General features: G+C 69.8%; 10 protein-coding genes and 1 riboswitch. Of the genes, 2 read left to right on the forward strand and 8 right to left on the reverse strand.

Features of this window, described 5'->3' with window-relative positions; translation table 11 throughout:
• Positions 1 to 45 precede the first annotated feature (45 nt).
• The 6 genes from FHX60_RS26160 to thiC form a co-directional block, all read right to left on the reverse strand.
• Positions 46 to 561, reverse strand: a complete 516-nt coding sequence (locus FHX60_RS26160; protein ID WP_183285076.1) for a GNAT family N-acetyltransferase — start codon at positions 559 to 561, stop codon at positions 46 to 48.
• Between the two features lie 7 nt (positions 562 to 568).
• The gene (locus FHX60_RS26165) at positions 569 to 1,702 is read right to left on the reverse strand and encodes a thiamine phosphate synthase (protein ID WP_183285077.1); all 1,134 of its coding nucleotides are present in this window, start codon (positions 1,700 to 1,702) and stop codon (positions 569 to 571) included.
• Positions 1,699 to 2,535: a thiazole synthase gene (locus FHX60_RS26170; RefSeq protein WP_112777320.1), complete on the reverse strand. Its 837-nt coding sequence runs from the start codon at positions 2,533 to 2,535 to the stop codon at positions 1,699 to 1,701. The genes FHX60_RS26165 and FHX60_RS26170 overlap by 4 nt, the downstream gene beginning before the upstream one ends.
• 3 nt (positions 2,536 to 2,538) lie before the next feature.
• Positions 2,539 to 2,736: a sulfur carrier protein ThiS gene (gene thiS, locus FHX60_RS26175; protein WP_012351522.1), complete on the reverse strand. Its 198-nt coding sequence runs from the start codon at positions 2,734 to 2,736 to the stop codon at positions 2,539 to 2,541.
• Positions 2,737 to 2,748: 12 nt separating this feature from the next.
• The gene (locus FHX60_RS26180) at positions 2,749 to 3,939 is read right to left on the reverse strand and encodes an FAD-dependent oxidoreductase (RefSeq protein WP_112777321.1); all 1,191 of its coding nucleotides are present in this window, start codon (positions 3,937 to 3,939) and stop codon (positions 2,749 to 2,751) included.
• Between the two features lie 156 nt (positions 3,940 to 4,095).
• Positions 4,096 to 5,976, reverse strand: coding sequence for a phosphomethylpyrimidine synthase ThiC (thiC, locus tag FHX60_RS26185; RefSeq protein WP_092317766.1), 1,881 nt, complete (start codon positions 5,974 to 5,976; stop codon positions 4,096 to 4,098).
• Between the two features lie 101 nt (positions 5,977 to 6,077).
• Positions 6,078 to 6,179, reverse strand: a riboswitch (TPP riboswitch).
• A 201-nt stretch (positions 6,180 to 6,380) separates the two neighbouring features.
• Between thiC and FHX60_RS26190 the strand changes: the two genes are divergently transcribed.
• Positions 6,381 to 8,051, forward strand: coding sequence for an acyl-CoA dehydrogenase family protein (locus FHX60_RS26190; RefSeq protein WP_183285078.1), 1,671 nt, complete (start codon positions 6,381 to 6,383; stop codon positions 8,049 to 8,051).
• Here FHX60_RS26190 and FHX60_RS26195 read toward each other — a convergent pair.
• Positions 8,048 to 9,727, reverse strand: a complete 1,680-nt coding sequence (locus FHX60_RS26195) for a GMC family oxidoreductase (protein WP_183285079.1) — start codon at positions 9,725 to 9,727, stop codon at positions 8,048 to 8,050. The genes FHX60_RS26190 and FHX60_RS26195 overlap by 4 nt on opposite strands.
• A gap of 270 nt (positions 9,728 to 9,997) precedes the next feature.
• On the opposite strand from FHX60_RS26195, the gene FHX60_RS26200 reads away from it, so the two are divergent.
• Positions 9,998 to 11,401: a coniferyl aldehyde dehydrogenase gene (locus tag FHX60_RS26200; RefSeq protein ID WP_183285080.1), complete on the forward strand. Its 1,404-nt coding sequence runs from the start codon at positions 9,998 to 10,000 to the stop codon at positions 11,399 to 11,401.
• Between the two features lie 19 nt (positions 11,402 to 11,420).
• Here FHX60_RS26200 and kdoO read toward each other — a convergent pair whose 3' ends face one another.
• Positions 11,421 to 12,368 carry a Kdo hydroxylase KdoO gene (kdoO, locus tag FHX60_RS26205; RefSeq protein WP_092317777.1) on the reverse strand — a complete coding sequence of 316 codons (948 nt, stop codon included), beginning with the start codon at positions 12,366 to 12,368 and terminating at the stop codon, positions 11,421 to 11,423.
• Between the last annotated feature and the right edge of the window lie 378 nt (positions 12,369 to 12,746).

The following is a 12,746-nucleotide window of genomic DNA, read 5'->3' on the forward strand; positions in this document are numbered from 1 at the left end:
CGCAGGCGGGAGAGGGGAGCAAACCGACGGGGCTGAATCCCCGCCTCACAACTCTTGCCGCATCGCCACGCGCTGCCGCAATCCCGCCGCGCGCTGCGCCGCCAGCGCCTCCGCCAGCAACGGGCAAAGCTCGCTGTCCTCCAGCCGCCGGAACCCCATCGACGCATAAAACGGCGCATTCCACGGCAGGTGCGCAAACGTGGTCAGGTTCAGCGAACGCAGGCCGCCCGCGCGTGCCCAGCCCTGCACCGTGCCCACCAGCGCGCGCCCGATGCCGCGGCGCCCATGGTCCGGATGGACATCCATTTCGTCGAGATAGCCGCATTCACCGTTGCGGCTGGCCAGCGCAAAGCCGGCCAGCTGGCCGCCGCGCTCGGCTACCCACAGGCGCTGCTCGCGCTGCGCGGCGGCCAGCGCCGAATCGGGCGTGCTGACCAGCCGCAGCAGCGCCGGCAGGTCGCCGTCGGGGAACATCGCTGCCGCGGCCAGTTCGATCGCGGCCAGCGACGGCAGGTCACCTGCCGTCGCGAGGCGGATGGCGTGCGCGGCAGCCCGGGCCATGGCAGGCTCAGGCCGCGGGGAACAGGCTGAGCAGATGCGCCACCGCGGCTGGCACGTCGTCGGCCTCGGTCACCGCGCGCACCACCGCGGCACTGCCGACGCCGACCGCCAGCACTTCGCGCAGATTGGCGGCGTTGACGCCGCCGATGCCCACCAGCGACGGAATCACCGGCTGCATCAGCTTGACATAGGCACGGAAACGTCCCATGCCTTGCGGCTGGGTCGGCATCACCTTGGTGGTGGTCGGGAAGATCGCGCCCAGCGCCAGGTAGCTGGGGCGGATCGCGGCCACGCGCAGCATCTCGGCGTAACCGTGCGTGGACACGCCCAGCCGCAGCCCCGACGCGCGGATCGCGTCCAGGTCGGCATCGTCCAGGTCTTCCTGGCCCAGGTGGATGCCGTAGATGCCGCTGTGCGCGCCATGGGCGGCGTGATGGTCGAGCGCCGCCCGCCAGTGGTCGTTGATGAACAGGCGCGACGACGAGCCCTGCATGGCCCTGGCCGCGCGCGCAATCTCGGCGCGCACCGCGGCAGCGTCGCCGGACTTGAAGCGCAGCTGCAGCGTCGGCACGTTCAGCGGCGCCAGGCGTTCGATCCACTCGGCGCTCGGCACCACCACGTACAGGCCCAGCGCGGGGCACGGCGCGAACGGCGCCGCGGTGTGCTCGGGCGCCACCAGCGCGGCGTGGCGCACGTGCGGGAAGCGCGCGAAGTCGGACGGCCAGTCGGCCGAACCCGGGGCCCAGGCGCGCGCCAGGCACAGCGCATCGTGGGCCGGAAAATGCAGCGACAGGCAGGCCAGCAGCACCGCGACGAAGGCGGGAGAATGCGGCTGGCCGGTATCCGCAGCGACCGAGAACACCCAGGTGCCCATCGGCGAGCGCACGGTGTCGATCCACTGGCCGCCCTCGCGGTCGGTCTCGATCAGCGTGGCGCCGGCGGCGGCGACGCGCGCGATGGTGTCGGCATCGGCTTCGCCGTCGGACAGCAGCACGTCGTGGGCACCTGGCTGCGCCGGGCCGTCTTGCAGGCGCCAGGCCTGCCACGGTTTGTCGTCGACGCCGAAGGTGTCGCCATAGTGTTCCAGCACCGCCTGGCGCAGCGGGCCGTCGCTGGGGGCGTGCACGGGGCGGCGGGTCATGCGCGCTGCTCCGTGTCGTCGGCGTGCCAGAACGGCATGCCCACCACCGGGGTGCTGGCCTGCGCGACCTCGCGCTCGGGCATCGGCCCGGCCAGGTAGGCGGTGCGGCCCGCGGCCACGGCCTGGGCGAAGGCGCGCGCCATGTCGACCGGGTAGGCGGCCTGGGCCACCGCGGTGTTGAGCAGCACGCCGTCGTAGCCCCACTCCAGCACCTGCGCCGCATGCGACGGCAGGCCCAGGCCGGCATCGACGATCAGCGGCGTGTCGGGCAGGCGCTCGCGCAGCACGCGCATCGCGTGCGGGTTGACCGCGCCGCGGCCGGTGCCGATCGGCGCGGCCCATGGCATCAGCGCCTGGCAGCCGACGTCGAGCAGGCGGCGGCACAGCACCAGGTCCTCGGTGCAGTACGGCAGCACCTTGAAGCCCTCCTTGATCAGGGTCTCGGCCACGGCGGGCAGGTTCAGGGTGTCGGGCTGCAGGGTGTAGTCGTCGCCGATCAGTTCAAGCTTGATCCACGGCGTCTCGAACACCTCGCGCGCCATCATCGCGGTGGTGATGACTTCCTGCGCGGTGAAGCAGCCGGCGGTGTTGGGCAGCACCGGCACGTTCAGCGCCTTGAGCATCTGCCAGAACGCCTGGCCGCCCTCGCCGTCGCCGACCGCGCCCTGGCGGCGCAGCGCAACGGTGATCATGGCCGGCGTGGAGGCCTGCACGGCCGCTTCCAGCGTGGCTGGCGAGGGATAGCGCGCGGTGCCCAGCAGCAGGCGCGAGCCGAACGACTCGCCATACAGCACGAACGGGTCGCGCAGGGTTGCGGAAGGTTCGAAGGTCATGGGTCAGCCTCCCGTCACGGGTTGCACGAGGTCGATGCGGTCGCCGGCCGCAAGAGGGGTGTTGGCGTGCGCGGCGCGCGGCACGAACTGGCCGTTGACCGCCGCGGCAAAGGGGGGCGCGATCTGCGCCGCGCTCACCGCGTCCGCCAGCGTGGCGGATTCGGCAAGGGCGAGCGGTCGGCCGTTGAGCAGGATATCCATGTCAGTCTTGCATTAATGCAGCGTTCCGGAGCGCGGGCCGATGGTGGGCGCCGGCGCTTCCGTCACCGCCTCGATCATACCGGGCCAGCGCAGCGCGGCCGGCACGGCATGCGCGGCGGGATCGCCCTTGAGCAGCGCGCCCACCACCGCGCACGCGGCCTCGGTCACCGCGGGCGCGATCAGGAAGCCGTGGCGGTACAGGCCGTTCACGCGCACCACGCGCGCGCGCTGGTCCACGCGGATCGCCGGCAGGTGGTCGGGGCGGGTCGGGCGGCGCTGCACGTTCAGCTCCAGCACGCGCGCCTCGCCGAAGGCAGGGTGCAGCGAATGCGCGGCCGACAGCAGCTCCAGCGCGGAACGCACGCTCATCGGCGAATCGTCCTCGCTTTCCAGCTCGGTCGCGCCGATCACATACAGGTCATTGGGCTTGGGCGCGATATAGATCGGGTAGCGCGGATGCAGCAGGCGCACCGGACGGTGCAGCCTGACGTCGGGCGCATGCACGCGCACCACTTCGCCGCGCAGGCCACGCAGGCCGGGCTGGCTGCCGCCGGGCTGCGCCGGCCACGCGCTGCGCGCACCCAGGCCGCGGCAGTCCAGCACCACGTCGGCGTGGATGCCAAGCTGGGGCAGCGAGCCGGCATCGACCTCGCCCGCCTCCCAGACACAATGCACGCCTTCGCTGACCGCGCACGACAGCAGCGCACGCAGCGCGCCGCGGTTGTCGAGCTGGCCTTCGCCGGCCAGCAGCAGCCCCTGCGGAAAGCGGCCCGCCAGCGCCGGCTCGACCTCGCCCACGCCCTTGCCGTCGAGCGCGCGCAGCCGCTGCGCCACCAGTTCCGGCGGCGCCACCGCGCGCACGCGGCTGGTGAACAGCGACATCTCGGCGCGGTCGCGCGCATGCCAGACCACCAGCGTGCCGTCCTCCTGGAAGAAGACCGGTTCCGCCAGCTCGGCCAGCCAGGCGCGCCACAGGTCGACGCTGGCGATGCCGAGGTCGACGATGCGGCGCTCGGCAATGGCCGACTCGGCCAGCGGCGCCAGCATGGCCGCGGCCACGTAGGCGGCCGAGCCCGCGCCGTCCGGGCCGGCCCGCTCCACCAGCGCCACGCGGGCACCGCTGCGGACCAGCAACCAGGCGGCCAGGCGGCCGGCAAGGCCGGCCCCGAGGATGGCGACGTCAAACGACTGCACTGCTGTCATGAGGGTGTTGTGCCGGGCGCGCCATGCGGCCGCGTCCGGCCTCCTTGTTATCGGTGCCGCCGCGCGGGGCGCTGTGCGGCGGCGGATCTTGCGCGGGCATGGCTTGCGAGGCCATGCCCGTCCTGCCGTGACTTCGGCAGGTTTTCAGCTACTGCCTTAGGAGTAGATCTTGCTGCCCTTCTTCAGGAACTCGATCGACTTTTCTTCCATGCCCTGCTGCGCTTCCTTGGGCAACGAGGCGGCGTAGTCGCGCACTTCCTGCGTGATCTTCATCGAGCAGAACTTCGGCCCGCACATCGAGCAGAAGTGGGCGATCTTGGCACCCTCGGCCGGCAGCGTGGCGTCGTGGTACGAACGCGCGCGTTCCGGGTCGAGGCCCAGGTTGAACTGGTCTTCCCAGCGGAACTCGAATCGCGCCTTCGACAGCGCGTTGTCGCGCAGCTGCGCGCCGGGCCAGCCCTTGGCCAGGTCGGCGGCGTGGGCAGCGATCTTGTAGGTGATGATGCCCTCGCGCACGTCTTCCTTGTCCGGCAGGCCCAGGTGCTCCTTGGGCGTGACGTAGCACAGCATGGCGGTGCCCATCCAGCCGATATTGGCCGCGCCGATGCCGCTGGTGATGTGGTCGTAGCCAGGGGCGATGTCGGTCACCAGCGGTCCCAGGGTGTAGAACGGCGCCTCGTAGCAATGCTTGAGTTCTTCGTCCATGTTGGCCTGGATGCGCTGCAGCGGCACGTGGCCCGGGCCTTCGATCATCACCTGCACGTCGTGCTTCCACGCCTTGGCGGTCAGCTCGCCCAGCGTGCGCAGCTCGCCGAACTGTGCCTCGTCGTTCGAGTCGGCGATGCAGCCCGGACGCAGGCCGTCGCCGAGGCTGAACGACACGTCGTAGGCCTTCATGATCTCGCAGATCTCGTCGAAGTGCGTGTACAGGAAGTTTTCCTTGTGGTGCGCCAGGCACCACTTGGCCATGATCGAACCGCCGCGCGAGACGATGCCGGTGACGCGGTCGGCGGTCAGCGGCACGTAGCGCAGCAGCACGCCGGCGTGGATGGTGAAGTAGTCCACGCCCTGCTCGGCCTGCTCGATCAGCGTGTCGCGGAACATCTCCCAGGTCAGGTCCTCGGCGATGCCGCCGGTCTTGTCCAGCGCCTGGTAGATCGGCACCGTGCCGATCGGCACCGGCGAGTTGCGCAGGATCCATTCACGGGTTTCGTGAATGTGCTTGCCGGTGGACAGATCCATGATGGTGTCGGCGCCCCAGCGGATCGACCACACCATCTTTTCCACTTCCTCGGCCAACGACGAGGTCACCGCCGAGTTGCCCAGGTTGCCGTTGATCTTGACGCGGAAATTGCGCCCGATCGCCATCGGCTCCAGCTCGGTGTGGTTGATGTTGGCGGGGATGATGGCGCGGCCCGAGGCGATTTCCTGGCGCACGAATTCCGGCGTGATGTCTTCCGGACGCAGCGGCAGGCCGGCGCCCAGCGCGTTGCCGGGGTGCTGGCGCAGCAGCGCCTTGTATTCGGGCTTGTCGTACAGCGCCTGCAGGTTCAGCGACTCGCGCAGCGCCACGTATTCCATTTCCGGCGTGATGATGCCCTTGCGCGCATAGTGCATCTGCGACACGTTGGCACCGGCCTTGGCGCGGCGCGGGTTGGTCAGCTGGGCGAAGCGCAGGTGCGCGGTGGCGGGGTCGTTGGCGCGGTCGCGGCCGTATTCCGACGACAGGCCGGGCAGCACTTCGGTGTCGCCGCGTTCTTCGATCCACTTGGCGCGCACGGCCGGCAGGCCGGCCTTCAGGTCGATATGCACGTCCGGGTCGCTGTACGGGCCCGAGGTGTCGTAGACCGGGATCGGCGGGTTGGGCATGTCGCCCTTCTCCGTGCGCGTGGACGTCTGCAGGATCGTGCGCAGCGGCACGCGGATATCCGGGCGGCTGCCGGTCAGGTAGGTCTTGCTGGAAGCCGGGTAGGCGAATTTCTGGTCGAGATCGCTTTCGAGCGATTCGAAGGATGCAGCGGGGGCAGTACGGGCCATGGGTGTCGTCCTCTCTCTCTTGCGGGGTGGACGAAACCAGGAGCCCTGTGAGCGCCGCCTGGGCTTGTGGCCGCAGGGGCGAGTCCCGGAGGGACCAGAGGCTTGGTCTTGCTGAAACTTCCCACGCCGGTACTAACCGGATCGGGTTCGAAGGGACTCTCTCAGCCGCACGGCCCATCCGCACGGCACCCCTGTTTCATCCAACGGGGTGAATTTAAGCACAGAGCCCCGGTGGGCGCCAGTGCCAGTTCGCCAGCGCGAGTGGTGCCACAGTTGTGCAAAAAGGTATCGAATCGCGCATGCTGCATCGCAAAAACCCGCCACATGCGGACGAACAGGCACTCCTACGCGCGCAGCGTGATCTACCATGCAAGCAAACGGCAAGTCCCGACCCAGGAGACACCATGACCGACGCCGCCACCCACCGCGTCTTCAACCAGGTGCCGGATCTCGCGCACTACAACCTGTTCGACAGCGATCCCACGGTGCGGGCCGCGCTGGAGCGCCTGGACGGCGGCTGGCATGCCGACGCGCTGCGGCAGTTCGGCGCGCGGCTGGGCGAGCCGGAGGTGCAGCAATGGGCGGCGGATGCCAACCGCCATGCGCCGGAGCTGCACACCCACAGCCGCACCGGCGAGCGCATCGACATGGTCGAGTTCCACCCCGGCTGGCACGCGCTGCTGGGGCTGTTGCGCAGCCAGCAGCTGCAGGCCCTGCCCTTCGCGCAACCGCGTGCCGGCGCCTGGGCGGCGCGCACGGCGGGGTACTTCCTGCAGGCGCAGGTGGAATCGGGCTCGCTGTGCCCGCCCACCATGACCTTCGCCAGCATCCCCGTGCTGCGCAAGGAAGCCACGCTGTTCGCCGAGCTGGAACCGCGCCTGTATGCAACCGAGCATGACGCGCGCGACCTGCCATGGCGCAGCAAGACCGCGATCATGATCGGCATGGGCATGACCGAGAAGCAAGGGGGCTCAGACGTGCGCGCCAACACCACCGTGGCGCGCCCGGTGCGCGGCGAGGGCCGCGGCGCGGAATACGCGCTGACCGGCCACAAGTGGTTCTTCTCCGCGCCGATGTGCGATGCGCACCTGGTGGTGGCGCGCATGGGCGCCGAAGACGGTCCGCTGTCGTGCTTCTTCGTGCCGCGCTTTCGCGACGATGGCAGCCGCAACGCGGTGCAGATCCAGCGACTCAAGGACAAGCTCGGCAACCGCTCCAATGCCAGCAGCGAAGTCGAGTTCCGCGACGCCACCGGCATCCTGATCGGCGACGAAGGACGCGGCATCCCGACCATCATCGAGATGGCCACCAGCACGCGGCTGGACTGCGTGATCGGCAGCGCAGCGATCCTGCGCGCGGCGTTCGTGCAGGCGCTGCACCACACGCGCCACCGCAGCGCCTTCGGCCGCCTGCTGGCCGACCAGCCGCTGATGCGCAACGTGCTGGCGGACCTGGCGCTGGAATCCGAAGCCGCCACGCTGCTGATGATGGAACTGGGCCACGCCTTCGCGCAGGCCGAGGGCGACAACCCCGACCCGCTCGCCGCCGCCTGGAAACGCGTGGTCACGCCCGCGGCCAAGTTCTGGGTGTGCAAGCGCACGCTCGAGGCCACCGGCGAAGCGATGGAAGTCTGGGGCGGCAACGGCTATGTCGAGGAGGGCCCGATGGCGCGGCTGTACCGCGAGGCGCCGGTCAATTCGATCTGGGAAGGCTCGGGCAACATCATGTGCCTGGACGTGCTGCGCGCGCTCCAGCGCAATCCGGACGATGCCGCACGGCTGCTGCAGGACCTGTCGCGCCGCGCCGGCGGCCACCCGGCGGTGCGCGCCGAACTGGCCTCGCTGCAGGCCATGCTGCGTGAAAACGCCGACCAGCTCGAAGCCAACGCGCGCCGCTTTGCCCAGGGCCTGGTGCTGACCGCGCAGGCGGCACTGATGCTGGCGCATGCCGACCCCGCGCACGCGGAGCTGTTCGTCGCCAGCCGGCTCGGGCGCCAGCACGGGCGCGTGTTCGGCACGCTCGACGCGGATGCCGGCGCGCTCGGGCGGGTGGCGTCGCGCGGCTTCGAGGGCTAGGCCTCCATCGACTCCAGCACCCGCAGCATCACCCGCGGCGCATAGCGGATCAGGTCATGCGCGCGCTCGCCGATCATGATCGCGGGCGCATTGATGTTGCCACCGACCAGCGTCGGCATTACCGACGCATCGACCACGCGCAGGCCTTCCACGCCGCGCACGCGCAGTTGTGGATCGACCACCGCCATCGCATCCATGCCCATGCGGCAGGTGCCGACCGGGTGGTAGATGGTGTCGGCGCGCTCGCGGATCAACTCGCGCACGGCGGCATCGTCGCTGCCATCGGCGCGCAGGCCGGCCGTATAAAGTTCGCGCCCGCCGAAGCAGGCCAGCTGCGGCTGCGCCAGGATGCTGCGCACGATGCGCACCCCGGCCACCATGTCGTCGAGGTCGCGCGCGTCGCTGAGGTACTTCGGGTCGATCAGCGGGGCGCGCCGGATATCGGCCGCGGCCAGGCGGACCTCGCCGCGGCTGCGCGGGCGCAGCAGGCAGACGTGGCAAGAATAGCCATGGCCGAGATTCAGCCTGCGCATATGGTCATCGGCCAGGCCGACCACGAAATGCAGCTGCAGGTCGGGCTCGGGCAGCGCCGGGTGGCTGCGCAGAAAGCCGCCGGCCTCGGCGAAGTTGCTCGACATCATGCCGGCGCGCTCGCGCCGGTAGCGCAGCATTTCCGACAGCAGCCTGGCGACGCCACCGAACGATACGCCGAACAGCTCGGGCACGGCGGTGCGCTTGTGCAGCACCACGTCGAGATGGTCCTGCAGGTTGGCACCCACGCCCGGCAGGTCATGGACCACGTCGATGCCGTGCTCGCGCAGGTGCGCGGCGGGTCCGACCCCCGAAACCATCAGCAGCTGCGGCGAGCCGAACGTGCCCGCGCACACGATCACGTCGCGACGCGCGCGCAGCAGCTGCTGGCGGCCGTCACGCTGCACCAGCACCCCGGCGGCGTGGCGGCCTTCGAAGACGATGCGCAGGGCCTGCGTGTCGGTCAGCACGCGCAGCCGCGCCCGGCCGCCGTTGCAGGCGCGGTCGCGCGCGTTGCCGCCGTGCAGGTAGGCGCGCGCCGCATTCCAGCGCTCGCCCGCGTGCTGCGTAACCTGATACCAGCCGATGCCCTCCTGTTCTTCGCCGTTGAAGTCGTCGTTGCGCGGATAGCCGGCCTGCTGCGCGGCCTCGATAAAGCGCTCGGCGAACGGATTGGGCGTGCGCAGGTCGCTGACATGCAGCGGTCCGTTGCCGCCATGCAGCGGATCGTCGTCGCTGCCGGCCAGGCGCTCGTTGCATTCGGCGCGGCGGAAGTACGGCAGCACGTCGTCCCACGACCAGCCATCGCAGCCGGCGTCGGCCCAGGCATCGTAGTCGGCGGGCCGGCCGCGCGTGTAGATCATGGCATTGATCGACGAGCAGCCGCCCAGCCCGCGCCCGCGCGGCTGGTAGCCGCGGCGGCCGTTCAGGCCCGGCTGCGGCACGGTGTGGAAGCCGTAGTTGCGCGCCCCCGCGCGCGGCAGCAGCGCGGCCAGCCCGGCGGGTGTGCGCACCAGCACATGGTGGTCGTGGTGCCCGGCCTCGACCAGCGCGATGGTGTCGTCGCCGCTGTCGGCCAGGCGCCCCGCCAGCGCACAGCCCGCCGAGCCCGCGCCGACGATGACGTAGTCATAGGTGGTTTCCATCTGTCTCCCCGCGGTTCCGCAGGCGGCGCGCATGCGTGAGCCGGGCCGCGCCGGCGCGCGCCCTGTCCGTCCAGCGGATGGCAAGCCGTGAGATTCAGTGTAGGCGCTGGCTCAGCGGTTGAAAAAGGGAGGCGGCAACGAAACGCGGGGGCGCGCCGGACGGGCGTTTGAATTGGCCTTTTGGTAAGAGGCTTCGATTGTGTTGGCTGGCGCGCTGCCTTATCGTGCGCGATGGTGCGCCAATGTGCGCGGAAATCCAGGAGCGCAGCCATGCGAGAAGTCCCCGACCTGTCGTCCGTCTTCGGTGCGATGCATGCCGCCTCGCGGCGCGACCAGTTGCCCGCCTGGACCGTGCGCGCCGATCGCCTGCAGCGCCTGCGGCGGCTGGTGACCGAAAACCAGGCCGAAATTGCCGCGGCGATCCATGCGGATTTCACCAACCGTGCGCGCCAGGAAACCGCGCTGCTGGAGGTCTTCCCCAGCCTTGCGGGCATCGACGATGCGCTGCGCCACGGCAGGCGCTGGATGCGCGTGCGGCGCGCGCCCACCGGGTTCTGGTTCCGTCCCGGACGCTCGCGCCTGGTGCCGCAGCCGCTCGGCGTGGTGGGCATCGTGGTGCCCTGGAACTACCCGCTATACCTGACCATCGGGCCCTTGGCCGGCGCGCTGGCGGCAGGCAATCGCGCCATGGTCAAGCTGTCGGAATACACGCCGCGCTTTGCGGCATTGTTCGCGCAACTGGTGCCACAGCACTTCGCCCCGGACGAGATCGTGGTGATCAACGGCGATGCCGAAGTGGCCAGCGCCTTTACCACGCTGCCGTTCGACCACCTGCTGTTCACGGGTTCGACCGCGGTCGGCCACCATGTGATGCGCGCGGCGGCTGCCAACCTGACCCCGGTGACGCTGGAGCTGGGCGGCAAGTCACCGGCCATCGTCGGTGCCGGGGCCGACCTCGAGCGCGCAGTGGAGCGCATCCTGGTGGGCAAGCTGATGAACGCGGGGCAGACCTGCATCGCGCCGGATTATGTGCTGGTGCCGGAGAACCTGCGCGGCCAACTGGTGGACGCGGCGCGCCGCTGCGTGGGCCGGCTCTATCCCGACCTGGCGCGCAACCCGGACTACACCAGCATCATCAGCCCGCGGCATTTCGCGCGGCTGGCAGGGCTGGTCGACGAGGCCGCCGCGCAAGGTGCAACCGTGGTGCCGCTGTCGGAGGCGCAGCCGGATGCGCAGGCGCGGCGCCTGCCCCCGGTGCTGCTGCTGGATGTGCCGGCAGGCGTGACCGCGATGCGCGAGGAAATCTTCGGGCCGGTGCTGCCGGTGGTGACCTATCGCACCCTCGACGAGGCGGTGGACTACATCAACGCGCGCCCGCGCCCGCTGGCGCTGTACGTGTTCGAGCGCGACCGCGGCGCCGTCAGCCATGTGATGAAGCAGACCGTCGCCGGCGGCGTTACCGTCAACGACACCCTGTTCCATATCGCACAGGACGGCCTGCCGTTCGGCGGTGTCGGCGCCAGTGGCATGGGCGCGTATCACGGGCAGGCGGGCTTCGATACCTTCTCTAAGGTGAAGCCGGTGTTCCACCAGGCCAGCCTGAACGGTGCCGGCCTGCTCAAGCCGCCTTACGGCAAGACCTTCGACACCATGCTGCGCCTGCTGCTGCGTTGAGCTTCGGCGCAGGCGGCGCTCACGACACCAGCATCGGCCGCCCGAGCATGCGCGACAGCACTGCCTCGGGCGAATGGGTGTGGTCCGAAATTGCCTGCGGCGCCAGGTAGATGGTCTGCTCCATCATCGCGCGCCCGCGCATGGCGGCGTGCAGCAGCTGGTCGCTGAAGACGATCCAGGTCGCACCGGGCGGGAAGTGGAATTCCTGCTGCGGCACGTTGGCCTGGTAGTCCAGGTCGGCCTTGGCCAGGTCATGCAGCTGCAGCATGCGGTGGTCGTATTCCGAGCGGCGGCGCTTGGTGATATGCAGCAGCTTCATCAGCGCGGCCTGCCCCGGCCACATGCCGTGGGTCCTGGGCACGAACTTCTGCGCGAAGTCGCCGAACGGCTCGCCCACCCGCCACACGCGCGGCGCGGCCGGGTCGATATTGTGGAACACGCGCAACAGGCGCTTGCCCAGCATCGGGTTGGAGGGAAACGAGTCCACATGCAGGCGGGTGTCGTCCTTGCGCCAGCTGACCGGGCGCCCGGCGATCTCGCTTGGCCGCAGCGAGGTGCCGGCGCGGGTCATGTGGGGGATGTATTCCGGGAACAGCGTGCGGATCAGCAGTTCGCTGCTGTCGGCGTAGCGGCGGATCAGCGTGTAGAGGTCGGACAGGTCCTGCGGGCTGCCTTGCGCGCCGCGCACCGCGGTGTCGTCGGCGCGCAGGTTGATGTTCTTGGACTTGCCGTCGGAGTAGCGGCTGTCGAGGAAACGTTCTTCGCCCGGCTGGAAGTGGAATTTCAGCTTGGGGAAGTAGAGTACCGCGCCCTGCTCAAGCTCGCGGCGCAGCGTGGCGCGTTCCTCGGGGGTGACCTGGGGAGCCCAGTCGGCGTAGGGCTGCGGGCGGATCAGGTCGAGGGTGCCTTCGGATGCAGAGCGGGTCGGCGTCGGCGTGGCAGTGGCAACGGCTGGTGCAGCGGGCATGGAGGTCCTCTGGGGATGGGCCCCGGAAAGGAATTTTTTGTGGTCGGGGGATTTTACTACTGGGGAATGGGGATAGCGTTTGGGGTGCAGTTCGGCCTTTCACGCGTGGTCGCTGTTGGTGACATGCTGTCGGCTTTTGAACCGCTTGGTTCCGCCCTCCTGGGCGGGTCACTTTTTGGCCAAGCGGTGTGTGTCAAGGTAGTTGTCGCGTCCGCCGTTATGCTGCTTTCCGGTGCTCGCTAGCTTCCTGCTCAGCTCGTTCGGGGTTCAAGAAGACCACTGGATCCAGCTTCCAATTCCGGATCCCTCGCGACCAGCGCTGCGGATGTCGGGCGCGGGCTGCCTGATATAGCATCGTGCGTCGCGCCAGTAGGGGCG

This window comes from Cupriavidus alkaliphilus (genome assembly GCF_014191175.1).
Taxonomy (GTDB): Bacteria; Pseudomonadota; Gammaproteobacteria; order Burkholderiales; family Burkholderiaceae; genus Cupriavidus; species Cupriavidus alkaliphilus.